Source organism: Natrialba taiwanensis DSM 12281 (assembly GCF_000337595.1).
In the GTDB taxonomy this organism is placed as follows: domain Archaea; phylum Halobacteriota; class Halobacteria; order Halobacteriales; family Natrialbaceae; genus Natrialba; species Natrialba taiwanensis.
Window position 1 is genome coordinate 251,530 of the sequence record NZ_AOIL01000042.1, and the last position, 19,041, is coordinate 270,570.

Genomic DNA, 19,041 nt, shown 5'->3' on the forward strand with positions numbered 1-19,041 from the left:
CGGCTGCAACCGTCGCAATTATCGTTCAAAACTGACACCTCACTCAGGAGTGACGACGATCGCGTCCGACTCCTCCTCCTGGATGAACTCGCCCGAGCAGTCGTATTCGATGACCTCGGATTTCGAGATGTCGGGTTCGTCCGCGTACAGCCCGGAGCGATCCGACATGCCGTAGACCGTCAGATTCTCGAGGGTCGTGTCATGCTCGCGATTCCACCGATCACAGAGGTAGTTTGCGTAGTACGAGTGGTGATTCTCGTTGCCCGCAAAGCGCATGTTCGAGAGGTACTTGCGCTCGCGAGCGGTCTCGTAGGTCCCGTCGACGTTCGGCGGTCTGTCCCAGTCGACCCCCGATCCGCGGAACGCATCGACGGTCGTCCCGTTTTCGAGTTCACCGGGAACGACGAACCACTGGGCCGTCGACGTCGGATTCGGGGCGAACATCCGCCAGCTCTGGCTGGCCTGTAGGGTGTCGAGCGCCTCGTTTCCGGCGTCGGGGACTTCGGTGTAGCCGACCGCCTCGGCGTTCGAGAGGACGACGAGAACGAGCAGGAGCCAGGGGATAATCGTCGTGACGAACACGCGTCCCCGGCTCGCGACGGCCGTGAGCGGATTCGTATCGTCGCTCCTACTCTCAGCCGTCGCGTTCTCGGCGTCCGAGTTCTCGTTCGATGCGGACGTGATCGAGTGCAGCCACGACCCGGGAGCCCAATTCCCGATCCCGATCCTGAACGCGGGTGCGCGAGACTGCAGTCTGTCGAGCGTGCGCCGGAGCGGTCCAGCGAGTCCGACGCGGGTCGCAAGTGAACTCGCGGTGTCCCAGACGACGGGCGGGTAGAACAGGAGGAGGCCGGCGACGACGATCAGCGGAAACAGGCCGATCCGGAGCGTCACGAGCATTCCCAGATGCATTCCGGCGAACCCGGTTACGAGCAACGCTCGTGGCACCCCAGTAAGCAGGAGCAAGAGCGGTGAGAGGACGATTAAAACCATCCACGCGTACGTAAAGACCTCGAGGAGGGCGGTATACTCCGGAAGGACGTTCCCGAGCAGTACCGTCAGATGGTCGGCCTGGAAAATGTGGACGACCGCCTCGCCGCTCATCCACATGTCGCTTCTGGTCTTGTGGACGGCGTTGGTCAGGTACATCAACAACACCTGAAGCAGAACGGCTATCGTTCCGATCGTCGCGATCGTCGGCGCGGCGTCCCCCGATGACTGCGCCGGGTTACGCCGGCGAGCGTCTATCGACCACCGGGAACCGAGCGGCAGGAAGATGCTCCAGAACAGCAACATTCGGAGCAACACGTCGCCAGCGTTGAGCACCATCGGATTGCGGACGTGGAGCGAGACGAGCAGGAGCCACGAAACGATCGTCGCGATCCGCGTTCGATACCCGACGAGCAGCGCCAGCGCGACGAGTCCGGCGACGAGGAACAACAGCCACTGTGCCCAGGCCGCTCCCGAAAGCGTGTGCACCGAGTACGCAGTCAACGACGAGTAGTCCGAAAACAGCGCCTCGCGCGGGAGCACGCCCGCGTCAGTATAGAACATCCCGAGGAGTCGCGTTCGGCCCACCAGGTCGGCGATGAGGAGGGCGGCGATCGAAATCCGAAAGGCGGCGAGCGCACGGCGGTCGATAGCGACCCGCCGCCGAATCGCACGCCCGAACCGGTCGGTGCTCCCGCCGAGTCGCTTCCGCATGGTGGAGGGGCCGGACGGTTCCTGTGACATCGTCGTGACCGTTCGTCTATCCCGAGTCTCGCCTAGACTGGCATAAGTTTGTTGCACGGTACAGTCGCTCTCTCAGCTTCGAGACGATCCTGAATCTGCTGTCGGCACAGTGAACAGCAATCGAGACGCGGTGTGCAGTGACCGAACAACCACGGACAGACCGCATACCGAGGACCCGCAACTTCGCCATCCATCGGACCGAAACGCTGAACTACCACGCGAGCCAACTTTCAGCCCCGAATGAGCGCGAGTTCAGAGCCGGCGATTCCCGACGAGAATCCGATCGTCCTCTTCGACGGCGTCTGTAACCTTTGTAACGGGTTCGTCCAGTTTCTCGTCCCGAGAGACACCGACGAGCAGTTTTACTTCGCCTCCCTCCAGTCGGATACCGGCCAGAAACTCCTCGCCGAACACGGACTGCCCACCGACGAACTCGAGTCGATCGTCCTGATCGAGGGCGACGATTGTTACGTGAAGTCCGATGCGGTCCTCCGGATCGCCGCGCTTCTGGGCGGCATCTATCGACTGCTCTCCCCGTTTCGGTTCGTGCCGCGCTTGATTCGCGATCGCGTTTACGAACTCGTCGCGGCCAACCGATACCGGTTGTTCGGCAAGAAAGACCGGTGTCTGATGCCGACCGGCAACGTTCAACAGCGGTTTCTCGAGTAGGGCTATTTGGGCCGGGGACGGGACTTGCAGATGACCGACTCGAGTTCAAGTCGATCGTTGGCGGTGACTGTTCGCACGAATACTCAGACGGACTGCTGGCAGTCGTTCCCGGTGTCCGGTGCACCCGCGACCCGTCCTGGGTTGCGCCGGGAAATCGGTACAGCAGCCCGTATCAGAGAGTGTAATATGAATCGCGGCGACAGCCGTTCACGGTGCTCGATAGCTCTGACTCGGTACCCGGCCGGCGTTCGTTGAACTCGCTGGCTCACGATCGATGCAACGCTGGTATCGATAACTGTTGTGGCTGGCACCTGCCGATTATATTTCAGATAGTATGAGTGACTGCTTGACTGAACGTTCAATCAAAAGAGATATATTCTAACTAACGAGTTATCGGATAATGACGCAATCTGGGCAGTTGTCGCTGTGGGTCGCCCGCACACGATACTCGACGGTCGGCGGAGAGCCACGAGACACGGGCCATCCCACTCCCAGCGGAGGGCGGGTATGAGTCACGGCCGGCGGCTTCCAGCGGTTCTGTTCGCTCTCGGGGTTGTCATCCTCGGACTACTCGTCGTCCCCGCTATTGGTGGAGCACTTGATCGAGGCGAACCAAACCTGGAGGTCTATCTCCCGGAAAACGAGGTCTCTCCAGGAAGCGTCGACACGCTCGAACTCGACGTGCAAAACGACGCTGAACTAACCGTGGGAACTGGCCAAGAGGTCCTCACCGCCCGCGCGACGACAGTTGAACTCGAAGATACCGGTCCCTTCGAGGCACAGTCGGGCGAGACTCCAGTTGGACCGATCCAGGACGGTCAGATCGTCTCGGTTCCACAGCAACTCGAGGTACCGGACGATGTCGAACCCGGCGAGTACGAGGTGACGGTTCGCGTTCGCTATGCATACACGAGTATGGTTTCGGACAAAGCAGGCGTCTCACAGCGTCTGACCGCCTCGGAAACCCACGATGTTACAGTGGTCGTTCCCGACGAGCCTCGGTTCGAGATCACCGATGTCTCGACCGCCGTCGAACCCGGCGCGAGCGGTCCAGCGACGATCAGCGTGACGAATACGGGAACCGAACGAGCAAACGCGACGCAAGCGCGTCTGACCGGCGGAACCGGTGTCACGATCGATGGGAGCACTCCCGAAGCACCCGCTGAGGAGATCATCGGCGACCTCGACCCGGATGAATCGACCACGTTTTCGGTCGATGTCGGGTTCGATGCCGCCCTGAGTAGCGGCGAAAAACCGCTCGAGATTCAGTTCAGCTATCGCGATACAGCCGGAATCGAGCGCGAACCAGATCTCGAAACGGCACGTCTCTCCCCGTCGTCCGAACAGTCGTTCTCCCTTTCCGATATCGATGATACCCTTTCGGTCGGCTACAACGGTGAGATCACCGGTACTGTCACCAACGACGGTCCGCGAGCGGTCGACGATGCCGTACTGATCGTCGAGCCGATGAGCGAATCGCTGTTCATCGAGGACACCCGATACGCCCTCCCTGCACTCGAGGCCGGCGAGTCGGCATCGTTCCGCTATCCAACCGACGTAAGCGGCCAAGCGGATGCCGGCCCCCGGCAGTTGCGATTCTCGGTCGAGTTCACCGCGAGCGACGGTGAGACGACGCTCGAAGACGGGCCGATTTCCGACCGCGTCGTTGTTGACGAGCAACACGACGAGTTCAGTCTGGCCAGCATAAACGCCACCGTTTCGCAGGACGGCCAGTCGTCCATCGAACTCGAACTCACCAACGAGCGCCAGGAGACGCTGTCGAGTATCGACGCGAAACTGTACGCTGACGACTCGCTTGCGACCGCAAACGGAAACGATGCGGCGTTCGTCCCGTCTCTCGATCCCGGCGAGTCGACGACGATCTCGTTCGATGTGGCTGCGTCGGCCGATGCTCCCGTCGAACTCCATCCGGTTGAACTCGATTTCGAGTACGAAACTGAGCGGGGCGAGACGATCGTTTCGGATGTCTATCAGCAACCGATCGAAGTTGAGGCTACCGAGACTGACGATGGCGGCGGGTTCGTCGGATCGCTGGTCAGCGTGATGGCGGTGTTGACTGCTGTCGGACTCGGGCTCGGATTCTGGTGGCGACGTGACTGAGACGATGACTACTGTGGCCTCCCTCGAATACGAGGAATGACTGCGCAGGATCGCCAGCCACCGGAGACGGCACCGGAAGACTCGGATAGCAATCGTTCGAGTTCGGTGATCAGCCGAGTGACGAACCGTGACGGTGGCCCGGACGAAACGACACGCGGTGACGATCCGATCACCAGACGAGTCAATTCACTGATCACTAACCGGCCGTGGACGGTCGTGCTCGCGTTTGTCGTCCTTACGGCGCTGTTTCTCGGCGGTGCGATGGTCGGTGGTGGTGAGCAGGAGGCTGGCACCGACCAGTTCACGGAGGGGACTGCAGAGGCAGACGCGCTCGAGGACATGCAGGAGGACTTCGAGCGCGGAGACCGAGCGAGTGGTGGGACGACTGCACAACTGTTCGTCACCGACGAGCATAACGTGCTGTCGAAACCGACGCTGCTGCGGATGCTCGAGTTCCAGGATCGCATCCAGACGGACGATGACCTTCGGGTCGCCTCGGCGACTAGCCCGGCGTCGCTGATCGCGATGGAACTCGATCCGAAGGCGACGACGGCGGAAGCACAGTATCGGGCCATCGATCGTGCGTCACAGCGCCAGCTCGAAGCGGCAATCGCGGCGGCGGACGAAACCCGCGGCCTCCCGGTGAGCACCGACTTCACCCCCGAATCGGCGCGTGCGGATGTCGCCCAGATCGCGATCACCTACGAGACGCCACCGATGGCGCAGACGGATGATTACGCGGACCTCCAGTTCGAGACGCAGGCGATCGCCGACGACATCGAGGGGTTCGACACGGACGACAACGTCGTCATCTTCGGCGATGCGATCCTCGAGGAAGAGACCCTCCAGTTGCTCGGTGATACCGCGATCGTCGTCTTTCCGGCCGCGCTATTGCTCATCCTGTTCTTCCTGCTCGTCGCCTATCGGGACCCGATCGATCTTGCACTCGGTCTCGTCGCCCTCGCGATGACGATGATCTGGACGTTCGGGTTCATGGGTATCGCAGGGATACCGTTCTCGGACGCGTTGATCACCGTCTTCCCGTTGTTGCTCGCGGTCGGAATCGACTTCGGGATTCACATCATCAACCGCTATCGAGAGGAACGGACCGCGGGCGCGTCGATCGGCGATGCGATGGAGATTACGACGACACAGCTGTTCGTCGCGCTTCTCATCGTTACTCTGACGACCGTCTTTAGTTTCGCGGCGAACCTGTTAAGCGAGATGACCCGGGACTTCGGTATCGTCGCCGCCGCCGGTATTTTCTTTACGTTTCTCATCTTCGGCGTCTTCCTCCCAGCGGGGAAAGTCGGCCTCGACCGACTCCGCGAGAGAACTCGGATTCCCTCGTTCGGTCAGACGCCACTTGGGAACGACCAGTCACTGCTCGGTCGGGTACTTCCTGTTGGAGTCCACATTGCCCGGGCAGCCCCGGTTGTCTTCCTCGTCGTGGCGCTCGTCGTCGGTGCAGGAAGTGCGGCCTACGGGACGGGGGTCGAGACGGAGTTCGACGACGAGGCGTTTTTCCCGGACGAGGAACGGCTGGAGCAGTACGAAACACTCCCCGAACCGCTGGCTCCCGGGGAATACACGTTCCTGACCGTTCTGGATTACATGGAGGAAGACTTCGAGCAAGGGCTCGACGGATCGGTGACGATCTATGTGGAAGATCCGGCGTTACGCTCGGACGGGGCGTTACGAGAGATCAATGCGTCATTACAGCGTCCGCCAGAGGCGTTCAAGACGGACGGTAGACAGGCCGATGCCGATACGATTCTCGATACGATCGAGGCACAGGCTGCGGCCGATCCGGAATTTGCGGCAACGGTCGAGCGGTACGATAGTACGGGTGACGGAATTCCGGACCGGAACATCGACGTCGTCTACGATGCGCTGTTCGACTCGGCGGCAGCGGACGAGGCTGCAAATCGGTTGACGACCGATCGGAGTGCAACGCGGATCGATATCCCGGTCGATGTCGATGCAGATCAGGACGAGGCAGTTGCCGCTGCCAGGGACGTTGCCGACGGTATGGACATGGACGCCACGGCGACCGGCCAGCTCGTTATCTTCCAGGGCGTGATCGAACAGACGACGGAGTCCTCGATCACGAGTTTGATCGTTGCGTTTGTCCTGACGGTCGCCTTCCTCGTGGTCTCGTACTGGTGGCTCGAAGGGCGGGCAATCTATGGGCTGATCAATCTCGTTCCGGTTCTCGTTGCAGTCGCGTTGCTCGCCGGGTCGATGCGCCTGTTCGATATTCCACTGAGCCCGATCAATGCGCCGATTCTTTCGGTTTCGATCGGACTCGGTGTCGACTACACCGTCCACCTCATGCACCGGTTCGTCGACGAGTTCGAAGCGCGCGATGACACGTACGAGGCGCTTCTCGTGACGGTGCAGGGAACGGGCGGGGCGCTTACGGGAAGTATGCTCACGACTGTCTGCGGTCTCGGCGTCCTGTATTTCGCCTTGATCCCGCTGATCATGGAGTTCGGCTTGTTACTCGCACTCGGCGTCTTCTATGCCTGGCTCACGTCGTTGCTCGTACTACCCTCGACGGTCGTCGTCTGGGATCGTCTCGAGACGCGCTACGGATCGAGTGATCGATTGCCCTGGACGTAGACGGAGCAGTCGTCGATCATTTTCCGACTGTCGTTCTGCCTCTATAGCCGCGTGGGATCGTCCTCGGGGGTCGTGATTCGTTGCCCGACCAGCCAGATTGTAAGCGCGAGTCCACCGGCCACCAGTGCCGGCCAGCGGTCACTACTCAGGAAGAGGTCGGCGGCCGGGAACCGGTACGTCGTCAGCGGCCAGAAGACGGCGTAGGAGTAGCCCGTTGCCGTCACGAGCGCAACGTCGAGGACGTGGTGAGAGAGTGCGCCGATCACGAAGAGGCCGAACGCGCGCCAGCGAAGCGCAGGCGCGATGAGCAGCGTTCCGAGGAAGAGTGCAACGAGCAGCGAACCGACGAGCGTGTGCAGCGGTGCCCACGAAAACGGGATGCCGAGGAGGAACCCGACGAGGCCGTCCGGAACGAGCAGATCGATTTTCATGAAATCCGGCGAGAGTGCCCCGATCATAACCAGCGTTACGTGTGCCGGCCGGAGCCACGCGTATCGAAACGAGAGCAGGGTCCCGATGCTGTACCCGACGAGGACGTGCGTCAGCACGTCAGGCACGCCGATCACCTCCGGTCCGATCTGACTGGGTCGACGATCGATCGCCACGAGAACCTCGCCGGTCACGGCGTGGCTGCTCGTTGTTGCCGAGCAGACGCGAAAGACTCCAGGGGCGCTCTCGCGGGACGAACGCGCGTGTCTCCCAGTCGAACCGCCAGCCACGAACGAACCGACCGACTACCCACAGCCCGCCGAGGAACGAAACGAGATACATGTACCCCGCCTCACTTGACTCGCGCGTCAGCGTTCGTTCGGCGACGAGCGTGGACTCGTCCTCGAGCGTGCCGTACGCGGTGACGTGATCGCCGCGCTCGAGTGGCCCGTCCGTGTTCTGTAGCGCTTCGGTCGCGTCGATAACAGTGAACTGCCCGTATCCGCTCGCCCTCGTCGCGATGACGACCGGATCGGTCTCGACGACCTGCCCGCCGAGCGTCACCGTCGATCCGACGTAGGCACCTCGGTCTCCGGGGACCTCCGTCTCGTCGGATGCCGGTTGCTCCAGCGGATCGGTCGGCATCGTCCCCGCCCAGATGAACAGCCCGCCGAGAACAGCAACTAACGCGACGATTGTGACTACGCGAGTCCATCCCGTTCCCGGTCCCCTCATGCGGCCATTACTCGTTAAAAGCGAACGGAACCGTCGGAATAGGTGTTCCGATTCAGTTGCCACCGACTCGCTTTCGCTGCAACCCCGCCATCTCAGCTCCTGAACTCGTCGATGACCATCCAGACTTGCCGGATTACGATCAGACAGTCGATCCAGATAGATTGCGTTCGAATGTACTCGAGATCGTACCGGAGTTTCATGTTCGGATCGGTACTCCTTGCCCCGTTGATCTGTGCAAGCCCCGTTAGTCCCGGCTTGACGAACCAGCGTTTTCGCCAGGCAGGCGCATCCTGTTCGAGTATCGGTTCCTCGTCGGTCCAGACTGCCCGCGGACCGACGACGCTCATCTCCCCGAGTAGAATCGACCAGAGCTGCGGGAGTTCATCGAGATGCGTCCGCCGGAGGACGTGTCCCACGCGCGTGATTCGGTCGTTTTCCTCGTCGGTCGTCGGTATCGCCGTTTCACCCTCCGGGATCATCGTCCGGAACTTGTAGATGGGAAACGTTTCGCCGAAGCCGGCGGTGCGCGCCTGGCTGTAGAGCACCGGTCCCGGACTGTCGAGTTTGATCGCGGCCGCGATTGCGACCATGATCGGTGCGAACACGACGAGTCCGATCAGCGCAAAGATTACGTCGAAGATGCGCTTGAAGAAATGATCGAACGGATCCCACGGTTCGAGGTCGACGTCGACGAGTTCGTCCACGGCTCCGGACGAGACGAGGACGCTGTCGGCGTACTGACGATGCACCTTCACACCGACGCCGTGTTCCTGGCACGTATCGAGCGCACCGAAGAACTCTGCGCGGTCTGGCTGGCGGAAGGCAAGAACGACCGTGTCGATGTCGTCTTCGACGAGAACGGTCTCGAGTCTCGACAGGCCACCGCGTCTTGGTAGCGTATCGAGTGCAGTCTGGTGGGAGTTGGCGTGCTGTGAGTGGGTGTGGTGTGGGTCGGGGCTGCGATTTTGATTGGGGGTATGATTGTGGTTGTGGTCGTGGGTGAGTGTGTGATCCTGGGTCTGCGTTTGGCTCTGGGTCTGAGCCTGAGTCCGGGCTTGGGTCTGCGTTTGGGCTTGGGTTTGGGCCTGCTGTTGCGTTTGGGTGGTGGAGGAGTTCACAGTCGCGTTCGAACGCTGTTCGTGAACGTGGGTGTGAGACTGTTGCTGCTGTGGCGTGTCTGCGTCCGTGTCTGTTTCCGGTTCCGGTTCTGATTCCGGTTCCGAATCACTAAGGGCAACGCCGCCGTCGGCCGTCAGTGATTCCTCGTAGAATCGATCCTCGTCGAACGAAAGCGTCGTCGCAGTTGAGGGACAGAGATAGCCGACGAGCGCCGCATCGACGGTGGGGGCGATGTCTTCGATCTGGGAGAGATCGTCCCCGACGATAAGCGTCCGGCCGGTCGACCCGGCGGGCCGTCGTCGGATGGCCAGAAACAATGCGGGGATCGTCACGAGCAGAATCGTGGTCAGCATCACGAGCGTCGCCCGCGGGAGACGGTGTGACCACTTGAAGTAGCCAAGCGTTGCGAGAACGAACGTTGCGACGAGCACTCGTTTCTGGGCGAACAGAGCCGTATCGAGCGTTCGTCGGGGTCGGGGTTTATAGAGCGGGAGCAGACAGCCGGTTACAGCGAGGACGCTCAACAGGATCGCCCAGAAGAGCGATTCGCCGGTCAAGACGGTGACTTCGAGCCGGTTGAATAGCGGCACGGTGCTCGTAAACAGAGATTGTGAAACTGGGTGGTTGGCGACGGTAACAGCTAGAACTGTCAGCGATATAACGCCGACAACGCTTCCGATTCGAAATCGCCACCCGGTTACCATTCGTCCGGAGGAACGAACGGCCGTCGGCATAAAGTTGTTGAAGGTATCACCTTCTGGCAATATCAGAAATGGACGTATATTTCAACTGACTGCCTCGAGTTGCGGTAGTGATCGGAGAGAAGATCGATTCGGGTAACTAGTCGTTCCGTGCGAAATCCCTAGAACGGGAACAGCGAGTCGGCGCTCGGATCGCGTTCGAGGAGTTCGATCTCGTGGCCGTCCTGGTCTTCCGTAAAGGCGTACATGTTGTCGTTGCTCTCCGGGTCGCGGTAGTCGGCCGCCTCGCGGGTCAGCAACTGGTCCCAGTCGTCTTCGAGGTCGTCGACGCGAACGCAGAGGTGGCCCCATGCGTCGCCCATGTCGTAACTTCGCCCGTCGTAGTTGTAGGTGAGTTCGACGGACATCTCTTCGGGCGCGGCATCCGCGGGTTTCATGAAGTAGTTCGAGAAGGAGTCGGCTTCCCAGCGACCGGTGTGTTCGTACTCGAACTTGCGGGTCCAGAACCCGAGTGCCTCGTCAGCGTCCTCGATTCGGATCATCGTGTGGTCGAGCGACCAGCGTGCGCCCTGATCGCGCTGAACGATTTCGATCTCGTGGCCGTCGGGGTCCTTGACGAACGCGTAGCGACCGCCGCAGGATTCGGGGTCGCGGTAGTCCTCGACGCCGTCGTCCATGAGTTGCTGGTAGGCGTCCTCGAGTTCACCTTCGGGGACGCGGACGGCGATGTGGCCCCAGGCGTCGCCGACGTCGAGGTCGTCCTCGCCCTCGTTGTGGGTGAGTTCGAGCATTGCGCCGTCTTCGTGCATGTCCTCGGGGCCGAGGTAGACGATGGTGAAGCCGTCGCCTTCGTGGCGGTCTTTCTCCTCGTAATCGAGGTGGGTTTCGTACCACTCGAGGGAGTCGTTCAGGTCTGCGACACGAAGCATTACGTGGTCGAGCGTGCCGTCCATACGCGGGATCACGCTCGGCGGTACAAAAAGCGTGGCGAAGGCGGCGGTTCACTCGGCGTCTTCGGGGTCGGGACCGGAGGGCGCCCCGACGGTCCGGCCGTCGCGGGAGGCGTCGGTCGAGACGGTCGACGGTTTCGGATCGACGCCCGTGAGCAGACCCTGCAGTTCGGAGAACGCGTAGACGAGGCCGACCAGGAGGATGACGCCCAGCGGGAGGAAGACGACAGGCGGAACGCCGAGGTAGCCGTTGAGGAGGTAACAGACCACGACGACGAGAGCGACGGTGCTTGCGTAGTACAGTTGCGTGCGGATGTGATCGATGAGGTCCGCGCCGGTGAACGTCGAAGAGAGTACGGAGGTGTCCGAGATCGGCGAGGTGTGATCGCCGAAGATCGCTCCGGAGAACACTGCGCCGACGACGATCGGCATCAGTTCGAAGTTCCCAGTGAGGTTGTAGGCGACCGTGATAGCAGTCGGCGTGACGATGCCCATGGTCGCCCACGACGAGCCCATGGTGAACGAGACGAACGCGGAGACGAACAGGACAGCGATCGGGAGGAGTTCGGGCGAGACGACGCCCTCCGCGACGGTTGCGACGTACTCGCCGGTGCCGAGGTCCTCGGCGACGGCGCTGATGGCCCAGGCGAGGACGAGCACGGTGACGGCAGTGAGCATGAGGTGGAATCCTTCGAGTACGGTCTCGATGCCGTCGTCGATGTCGAAGAGGTCGTAGACGATGCCGATGGCGATCGCCGTCGCGACCATCGCGAACGAGCCCCAGATGAGGGCGGCGGCGAAGTCGCCGTTGCCGAGGATGTCGATGAACTCCCCTATAGCGTTCCAACTCGTCGCGAAGAGGTCGTCGCCGGCTACCGCGGTGACGAGCGAGGTCGTCTCGCCCGCGTCGGCCTGGTCGGTGAGCCACGTCTGGTACCCGGTCCAGAACGCACCCGAGAGCGCGACCGCGATCAACACGCCGATCGGGGCGAAGAACGTCCGCAGCATCGGTCGTTTCTCGATCGGCGCACGGAGGTCGTCCTCGGCTTCCTGTAACGGCTGTGCATCATCGCGGTTGACTTTCCCGGTCTGCCAGGCGCGGTGCTCGGCGCCGAGCATCTCCCCGTAGTCGCGACGCGAGATGATGATAATCCCGACCATCACGATTGCAAGCAGCGAGTAGGTGTTAAAGGGGATCGAGGCGGCGAACGTGTCGAACGCATCCGGCGTCTCCGCTGCGGCCACGTTGACCTCCTCACTGTCGACGAGCCTCGTGTATCCGTCTTCGATCATCGAGAGCTGGAAGGCGACCCAGCTCGAGAGGCCGAGCGTCGCCACCGGTGCGGACGTCGAGTCGACGATGTACGACAGTTTCTCGCGGGAGATCCGCATCTGATCGGAAATCTCGCGCATCGTACTCCCGACGATAGCCGTATTGGCGTAATCGTCGAAGAACAGGAGCATTCCGAGGATCCAGGCCGCGAGGCCGGTCTTTCGCTGGGTCTTGAGCCGTGCGGTCGCCCAGTTTCGAACCGCAGTCGCGCCGCCGAGTCGCCAGATAAGTGCAACGCCCGATCCGAGCAACAGCGTGAAAATCAAGATCTGAGCGTGGAACATATCTGCCATCGAACCGGCGATCCAACCGAACGCCCGTCCGAGTCCGATACTCCCGGTTGCGATGACGCCACCCGACCAGATCCCGACGAACAGCGAGAGGATCGGCCGACGCGTCACGATCGCGAGCATAATCGCAAGCAACGGTGGCACGAGTGAGAGCGCTTCCGCCATATGCTCATACTCTGCGAGTCGCAGTATAAATAGGACCGGCATCCGAAATCGCCGTGTCTCTGCTCCGAGTATCGGCGAACTGTGGGTTGTCAGCCACCCTCACTCGACATCGTCAGTATTGCTCCATTCGGTAGTATCCAGTTCAACCGACACCGCAACTGCGAACTCGTCGTCCGCGAGTTCGTCTCGGTAGTCCGTTGCGTCCGCGCGTTCGAGCAGTCGGTTTGCCTGTCTCTCGTGGGCCGTTCGAGCGGCCTCGAGAACGCCCTCGTCGGCGTCGAGTTCAGCGCCGACCTCGATCGTCCAGGCGTCCGCGGGGACGGGGAAGATGACGCGGCCGTCGACCGAGAGCGGTTCTCGACCGGGAACGATATCCTCGATGCGCAGGAGGTCGTGCTGGTGGATCGTCTCGAGTGCGTCGGCGAGTTCACTCTCGGCGGTTTCGGTTTCGTCGACGACGGTTGCGATGATCTCCGCATCGATCGGTGCGTCGACGGTTTCGGGGCGCGGCGTCGCCCTGGTTGTGGCTTCGGTATCGGCGTCAACCTCGGTCTCGAACTCGTGAGCGAGGGTTTCCTCGGCGACTGGATCGCTTTCGGACGGTGTTTCAGGGAGCGGCTCGGCGTCGAACGGTGTTCCGTCGGCGAACCTGGCCGGGAGGAGGCCGATCGTCTCGTCGGTCGCGACGGCTTCGAACAGCAGCGGGTTATCGTCATCGTAGGTCGTCAGGTCGATACCGAGTCCGCTGTCCGGATCGACCCGCAGCAGGTCGTCGGGAACGGGCGCGTACGTTCCGGCGTCGGTCTCGATGACTCGTCGCGGGAAGGCCGCGTCGTCGATCTCGTCCAGCGGGAGGGGTGCGAAGACGAGCATCGGATCGGCATCTCGGGCGTCGGTGTTCCAGTCGATAACGGGACCGGACGGAAGCTCCGTGCGCTCGACGAGGTCGGTTATGTCCACGATGTACGTTCGCTCGTCTCCGCTCTCGGTGCGGCGCTGATCCGCGTCGGCCGGGAGCGGATTCGAATCCGTCTCAGCCGGAAGCACGGCGTCGGCGACGCGGAGTTCGAGGAGTCGATCCACGTCCATCGTTCCGGTTGGGCGTTTCGACATCAGCGGTCGTAGGATGGCCCGGCCGGTAAGTCTCGTGCCGGCGAACGACTGTTCATCACCCCAGGAACAGTCGGCACCAGACACCGCTGGATCGACCGCTACCGCCGTAAAATGAGCTTCAACACGTCCTCGTCCTCGAGTACGTGGCCCTCGCCGACCTGCTGCTCGTCGTGGGTCGCACTGGGACCGCTCACGCGGGCGAATCGGAAGCGCTCTTCCATCTCGCCGCCGAGTTTCTCGACTGCCTCGCCGACAGTCGAGCCGCGTTCGATCACGAGCGGTTCCTCCCAGTCGATGCCGCGGCCGGGTTTGTCCATGTAGATGCGGATCAGATCGAGGTTGCCCCAGATTCGATCCTTGAGCGCGTCGAGTCCCTTCTCTTTCTCGGCGCTGATGAACGTCACCTCCTCGGGATCGAGGTCGCGCTCGCGAAGTTGCTCGTCGACCGTTTCCTTGTAGGACGGTTCGATCAGATCGACCTTGTTGACACAGGTGATCGACGGGATGTACTCCCGATTCTCCATCAGGCCGTCGATCAGCCGATCGATCGTGACGTTCTCCTGTAAGTTGAGATCGGCGTTGACGTAGCCCTGATCGCGCAATACGTCCGAAATCGTCTCCTCGTCAAGGTCCTGCTCGGTGCTCGAGGTGATCTTGATCCCGTCTTTGATCTTCGGTCGCACCGTCACCCGCGGCGGCTCTCGATCGACGCGGATGTTAATGTCGTACAGCTCCTCCCGTAACCGATCGTACTGCTCGATCTCGAACACCGACAGCACGAACACGATCAGGTCGGCGTTCCGGACGACCGCGAGCACCTGCTTGCCGTCGCCGCGGCCCGACGCCGCCCCCTCGATCAATCCGGGCACGTCGAGCATCTGGATGTTCGCCCCGCGGTGGCTGAGCATCCCCGGGTTGACATCGAGCGTCGTGAACTCGTAGGATCCCGTCTCGCTCTCGGCGTTCGTCAGCGAGTTCAGCATCGAGGACTTCCCGACACTCGGGAAGCCGACAAGGGCGACCGTCGCGTCGCCGTGCTTTTCGACGGAGTAGCCGCCGCCACCGCCGGAGCCGGATTGCTGGTTTTCGAGTTTTTCCTTTTTCTCCGCGAGCTTGGACTTGAGGCGACCGATGTGTGCCTCGGTCGACTTGTTGTAGGGGGTGTTGGCGATTTCGTCTTCGATCTCCTCGATATCCTCCTCGAGCCCCATTTGTCTATACCCAGCCGGTCGTCCCGAAAAACCCTTTCCATGCGATGGAACGAGCGGCGGGAACCGCGATGCGGTGACGACGGCCCCCAGCGGGTCCCAGTTGTCACTCGCGGTTCGTCCCGTGTTCGATGTCGTCCAGCCACACCGTCACCAATACAAATAAATTTCGACACACATAAACGAGGTGCGAATAGACCGTCCCTAGACGAATGGCGGATCCGTCGCAGCTGCGCGAGAGTACGCAGATCGTGCTCCCTCGGGAGACGCTCGAGAACATCGAGCCGCGGCTCGATGACGAGTTCGTCGTGACGATCGTGCCGGAGGGCGAGCGCTACTATCGGATCATCGGCAGTCCGGTCGAGATCAAGGACGCAAGCGAGTTTCTCGTGCGCCGCGGCGTTAGTCACAGGTGACTCTATCGTTGAGAGCGACGGCGGCTATTCTTCAGTGACTCTCGCGTCGGCGAGCGGCCGGAGCGTCACCGAGTCCGCCTCGAAGTCTTCGAGGAACGCGCCGGTGCCGCCGACGACGTACTGCGCGCCGTCGACATCGATCGTGAACGAGTTCTCGATCGGTAGCGACGAGGTCACCGGGCGGACGAGACTCTGTCGAACGTTGACGATCGCTCCCGAGAGGGTCGACGGGAGCGCGTCGTCCTCGTCGGCGACCGGTGCGCCCGTCACCGTCGCTTCGAGGTTCGTCTCCGTCGCCCGATGCAGCGCGATCTGGAAGACCGCGTTCCGGAACCCGTCGTAGGTCTGCGGGAGATCCTGTGGCGTCGTCACGTATCGTTCCTCGGCGGTCGGCCAGTAGTTCGCCAGGAACGACCCCGCGAGCACCGGGACGAGCTGGTCTTGCGAGAGCGTGATGGCGCGGGTATCGCTCGTCGAACTCGTCAGCAGTTGGCTCGGCGCGAGCAGCCCGTGCTGTCGGTCGACCGTGAGCATCGTCGGGACGAGTGCGTCCCATGTCCGAACCGTACTCGCAGCGCCCGCGAGGGAGGCGATGTCCTGTTCGTCGTCGCCGGTTGCGCCGAGCAGGAGGAGGACGAGAACGTCGCGGTCGACGGTTGCTTCGAGCGTCGAGCGGATCTGGGGGAGCACGTCGATCGGGAGCGAGAGCGTCACTTCGGTTTCGGCGCGGGCGAGCAGTTCTTCGAGTCGCTTGATAACCGTCTGGCGCGACTTGATGACCTCGAACTGTTCGCCGGAACGCTCGGTCGCGGTGTAGCGTTCGCGCAGTTCGGGTTCGATCTCCTCGACGCTTTTCGTGAGCCGGTCGACGACAGTCTCGGGATCGACGGGCCGGATCATGGTCGGCACGGCGTGATCGTCGACCTCGACGAACCCGCGATCCTCGAGTTCTTCGCTGATGCTGTAGACGTAGCGTTTCGACACGTCGGCGGCGTCGGCGATCGTACTCGCTTTCGACGCGCCGCGGTCGAGAATCGCGAGGTACGTGTCGATCTCCTTCTCGGAGAGACCGAACCGATCGAGGAGGTCTGCGAGCCCGTCAGTATCCATGAGTATTCAGTACGTCACGGATTGCGGTGGGGCGGCAAAAAGATTCGCGGTCACGCCGTCGTCGCGAGTCCCGCGATACGCACACGACCGACAGCTCGAAAATAGGATTACATTTTACAACAAACTTTAATCAAAGGGGCGCGTACGCCGGGGCACGATGAAACTCCACAGCGCCCTGAACGATGTCAAACGTTCGCAGGGAGAGAGTCGGCGCTTTCCCGGCGAGCGTCGGTCGACGACGGGCCGTTTCTCGGGCGTCGACGACAGGCTCGTCCACGTCGCGCCGGATGGCTCGCTCAGGGACTACTCCTATCCGCTCTCCGGACTCGTCGGAATCGATCGGTCCCGATTTGGCATCGAACTCGACGGCACCGTCTCCTGGCTCGATAGCGATACGACCGCCACCCAGCGCTACGTCGGTGACACGGCGATCGTCGAGACGAGACACGATCTCGGCGGTCGATCACTCACCCAGTACGACATCACCGACGGCCGACTCCATCTCACGCACTTCTCGCTCGCCGATGCCGACGAGACCACCGACGGAACCGACGCCGACGCCAGCAGCACAGCCGACATCGCCATCGACGCCACACTCCACGCCTGCCTCGCGTTCGCACCGGAAGACCGGGCCAGCCGCGTCGGTCAACTCTGGCACGACGACGCCGTCGAAATCTACCACGACCGCGAACGCGACTACCTGACCGCCTCGACTGAACTCGCGATTTCTGGGCAGGTCCCCGCGTGTTTCACCGAACTGCTCGAGACCAGTCCGACACCCCTCCCCCGGACCGACGACGCCGGCCGCTACGAGGAGGCCCGCCTCAGCCCGATCACGCTCGCCAAGATCGAACTCACGGGCGCAACGCCATCGACCACCGTCTCGACGCTTCTCGCCGACTCGGACGACGGCTCGCGGACAGACTCCCTCGATCGCGTCCGCGATGGTGCGAACGCGCACGCCACTCGCAGGGCGGTTCTCGACGCCGGCCGAACGCAGGCGGCAGAGGCCTTCGCCGGTGTTCTCGCGACGGCGTCCGATGAGGCGGCTCCAGGCCTAGAACTGACGGATCCGGTCGTCGATCTCCGGGCGCTCCGTCTGCTTCGAGCCCCGAACGGCCCGCGAATCGCCGGCCCCGAGTTCGATCCCTTCTTTCGTTACTCGGGCGGCTACGGCTACACCTGGTTCAGAGACGACGCCGAAATCGCGACCTTTCTGCTCGCCGCCGACCGTCGGGCTGAACTCGGGCTCGAGGACTGGCACCGCCAGAGCGCACACTTTTACGCGCAGATGCAACTCGACGACGGCACCTGGCCACACCGCGTCTGGCCACACAACGGTCGCCTCGCCCCCGGCTGGGCACACGGTCGCATCGAAGAGACCGACGAATCGACTGACTATCAGGCCGACCAGACCGCAAGCGTCGCCGCCTACCTCGCGACCTACCTTCGCGTCGTCGATAGCGACGACACGCAGGCTCGCCAGTCCCTCGTCGCCGCACTCGACGGTCTCGACGCTACACTTGGATCCGACGGGCTCCCCACCCGAGTTCAGAACGCCTGGGAAAACATGACCGGCCGGTTCACCCACACCGCTGCAACCTATCTCGAAGCCTACGCCGCAATCGCACGAGCACCAATCGCGGACCAGCACCGCGACCGCGCGCTGGCACGCGCCCGAACGGTCTACACGGCTCTCGACGACCTGTGGATTCCCGACCGAGAACGGTACGCGCTCCGCCTCGACGACGATGAACTCGACGACCGACTCGACGGCAGCACCGTCGCGCTGGCGGCGGCCCACCGCGAGTTCAACGCACTCGACGCTGGGCCGGAGGCGGGAACGGGCGTCGACGCCAACCGGCTCGATCGACTGGTGACACACCTCGAGACGACGATCGACGGCCTCTATCGAGATCCAGACGGGCCGATCGAAGGGCTCGCCCGGATCGAAGACGACCCGTGGCGCACCACCGACCAGTCGGCCCCCAAAATCTGGACGGTGACGACCGCCTGGGCGGCCCACGCGGCTGCAACACTCAGTTCGCTGCTGGCTGCACACGATCACGACGCGGCCGCCGAATTCGACGAGCGCGCACGCGAGCTGCTCGAACTCGTCGCGCCCGGCGGCCCGCTTCGAGCGGCAAACGGCTATCTCCCCGAACAGTTCTTCGACGACGGCACCCCCGACAGCGCAACCCCGCTCGGGTGGCCCCACGCGTTGCGCCTCGCAACCGCGGCTGAACTCGTGGCCGACGAGCCGGTATCGACGAGCGGCGTCGATCACGTGCCGTTGCAGGACTAGGAAGTAGGGATCGGTTTC

The 19,041-nt window shown here is 62.5% G+C and carries 14 protein-coding genes; 5 read left to right on the forward strand and 9 right to left on the reverse strand.

Annotation, left to right across the window (positions count from 1 at the left end):
• Positions 1 to 39: 39 nt before the first annotated feature.
• On the reverse strand, positions 40 to 1,734 hold the full coding sequence (locus tag C484_RS11825) for an HTTM domain-containing protein (protein ID WP_006826166.1): 1,695 nt from the start codon (positions 1,732 to 1,734) through the stop codon (positions 40 to 42).
• Between the two features lie 240 nt (positions 1,735 to 1,974).
• Here C484_RS11825 and C484_RS11830 point away from each other — a divergent pair, with 240 nt between their 5' ends.
• From C484_RS11830 to C484_RS11840, 3 genes are all read left to right on the forward strand, one after another.
• The gene (locus C484_RS11830) at positions 1,975 to 2,403 is read left to right on the forward strand and encodes a thiol-disulfide oxidoreductase DCC family protein (RefSeq protein WP_006826167.1); all 429 of its coding nucleotides are present in this window, start codon (positions 1,975 to 1,977) and stop codon (positions 2,401 to 2,403) included.
• Between the two features lie 507 nt (positions 2,404 to 2,910).
• On the forward strand, positions 2,911 to 4,524 hold the full coding sequence (locus tag C484_RS11835; RefSeq protein WP_006826168.1) for a COG1361 S-layer family protein: 1,614 nt from the start codon (positions 2,911 to 2,913) through the stop codon (positions 4,522 to 4,524).
• A gap of 36 nt (positions 4,525 to 4,560) precedes the next feature.
• Entirely contained in the window at positions 4,561 to 7,149 is a 2,589-nt protein-coding gene (locus tag C484_RS11840) for an efflux RND transporter permease subunit (protein ID WP_006826169.1), read from the forward strand.
• A 41-nt stretch (positions 7,150 to 7,190) separates the two neighbouring features.
• Here C484_RS11840 and C484_RS11845 read toward each other — a convergent pair whose 3' ends face one another.
• The 7 genes from C484_RS11845 to C484_RS11875 all read right to left on the reverse strand — a co-directional run bounded on the left by C484_RS11845 (position 7,191) and on the right by C484_RS11875 (position 15,195).
• Positions 7,191 to 7,715: a metal-dependent hydrolase gene (locus C484_RS11845; protein ID WP_006826170.1), complete on the reverse strand. Its 525-nt coding sequence runs from the start codon at positions 7,713 to 7,715 to the stop codon at positions 7,191 to 7,193.
• Positions 7,699 to 8,313 carry a hypothetical protein gene (locus tag C484_RS11850; protein ID WP_006826171.1) on the reverse strand — a complete coding sequence of 205 codons (615 nt, stop codon included), beginning with the start codon at positions 8,311 to 8,313 and terminating at the stop codon, positions 7,699 to 7,701. Before C484_RS11850 ends, C484_RS11845 begins: the two co-directional genes overlap by 17 nt.
• 92 nt (positions 8,314 to 8,405) lie before the next feature.
• On the reverse strand, positions 8,406 to 10,136 hold the full coding sequence (locus C484_RS11855; protein WP_239640973.1) for a sugar transferase: 1,731 nt from the start codon (positions 10,134 to 10,136) through the stop codon (positions 8,406 to 8,408).
• Positions 10,137 to 10,294: 158 nt separating this feature from the next.
• Entirely contained in the window at positions 10,295 to 11,086 is a 792-nt protein-coding gene (locus C484_RS11860; protein WP_006826173.1) for a VOC family protein, read from the reverse strand.
• A 48-nt stretch (positions 11,087 to 11,134) separates the two neighbouring features.
• Positions 11,135 to 12,871 (reverse strand): Na+/H+ antiporter NhaC family protein, encoded by a 1,737-nt coding sequence (locus tag C484_RS11865; RefSeq protein WP_006826174.1) that lies wholly within the window; start codon positions 12,869 to 12,871, stop codon positions 11,135 to 11,137.
• Positions 12,872 to 12,970: 99 nt separating this feature from the next.
• Positions 12,971 to 13,984, reverse strand: a complete 1,014-nt coding sequence (locus C484_RS11870; protein ID WP_049915369.1) for a hypothetical protein — start codon at positions 13,982 to 13,984, stop codon at positions 12,971 to 12,973.
• A 98-nt stretch (positions 13,985 to 14,082) separates the two neighbouring features.
• Entirely contained in the window at positions 14,083 to 15,195 is a 1,113-nt protein-coding gene (locus tag C484_RS11875) for an OBG GTPase family GTP-binding protein (protein ID WP_006826176.1), read from the reverse strand.
• Between the two features lie 209 nt (positions 15,196 to 15,404).
• On the opposite strand from C484_RS11875, the gene C484_RS11880 reads away from it, so the two are divergent.
• The gene (locus tag C484_RS11880; protein WP_006826177.1) at positions 15,405 to 15,608 is read left to right on the forward strand and encodes a VNG_1110C family protein; all 204 of its coding nucleotides are present in this window, start codon (positions 15,405 to 15,407) and stop codon (positions 15,606 to 15,608) included.
• 24 nt (positions 15,609 to 15,632) lie between these two features.
• Here C484_RS11880 and C484_RS11885 read toward each other — a convergent pair whose 3' ends face one another.
• Positions 15,633 to 16,718, reverse strand: coding sequence for a TrmB family transcriptional regulator (locus C484_RS11885; protein WP_006826178.1), 1,086 nt, complete (start codon positions 16,716 to 16,718; stop codon positions 15,633 to 15,635).
• A 157-nt stretch (positions 16,719 to 16,875) separates the two neighbouring features.
• Between C484_RS11885 and C484_RS11890 the strand changes: the two genes are divergently transcribed.
• Positions 16,876 to 19,023 carry a hypothetical protein gene (locus tag C484_RS11890; protein ID WP_006826179.1) on the forward strand — a complete coding sequence of 716 codons (2,148 nt, stop codon included), beginning with the start codon at positions 16,876 to 16,878 and terminating at the stop codon, positions 19,021 to 19,023.
• The last annotated feature ends 18 nt before the right edge of the window (positions 19,024 to 19,041 follow it).

Excerpts from the sequence above, each read along its gene's own strand:
- C484_RS11830 (WP_006826167.1), top strand. The coding sequence starts at position 1,975 with ATGAGCGCGAGTTCAGAGCCGGCGATTCCCGACGAGAATCCGATCGTC.
- C484_RS11880 (WP_006826177.1), top strand. The coding sequence starts at position 15,405 with ATGGCGGATCCGTCGCAGCTGCGCGAGAGTACGCAGATCGTGCTCCCT.
- C484_RS11860 (WP_006826173.1), bottom strand. The coding sequence starts at position 11,086 with ATGGACGGCACGCTCGACCACGTAATGCTTCGTGTCGCAGACCTGAAC.
- C484_RS11870 (WP_049915369.1), bottom strand. The coding sequence starts at position 13,984 with ATGTCGAAACGCCCAACCGGAACGATGGACGTGGATCGACTCCTCGAA.
- C484_RS11850 (WP_006826171.1), bottom strand. The coding sequence starts at position 8,313 with ATGAGGGGACCGGGAACGGGATGGACTCGCGTAGTCACAATCGTCGCG.
- C484_RS11875 (WP_006826176.1), bottom strand. The coding sequence starts at position 15,195 with ATGGGGCTCGAGGAGGATATCGAGGAGATCGAAGACGAAATCGCCAAC.
- C484_RS11855 (WP_239640973.1), bottom strand. The coding sequence starts at position 10,136 with ATGGTAACCGGGTGGCGATTTCGAATCGGAAGCGTTGTCGGCGTTATA.
- C484_RS11825 (WP_006826166.1), bottom strand. The coding sequence starts at position 1,734 with ATGTCACAGGAACCGTCCGGCCCCTCCACCATGCGGAAGCGACTCGGC.
- C484_RS11865 (WP_006826174.1), bottom strand. The coding sequence starts at position 12,871 with ATGGCGGAAGCGCTCTCACTCGTGCCACCGTTGCTTGCGATTATGCTC.
- C484_RS11885 (WP_006826178.1), bottom strand. The coding sequence starts at position 16,718 with ATGGATACTGACGGGCTCGCAGACCTCCTCGATCGGTTCGGTCTCTCC.
- C484_RS11890 (WP_006826179.1), top strand. The coding sequence starts at position 16,876 with ATGAAACTCCACAGCGCCCTGAACGATGTCAAACGTTCGCAGGGAGAG.
- C484_RS11835 (WP_006826168.1), top strand. The coding sequence starts at position 2,911 with ATGAGTCACGGCCGGCGGCTTCCAGCGGTTCTGTTCGCTCTCGGGGTT.
- C484_RS11840 (WP_006826169.1), top strand. The coding sequence starts at position 4,561 with ATGACTGCGCAGGATCGCCAGCCACCGGAGACGGCACCGGAAGACTCG.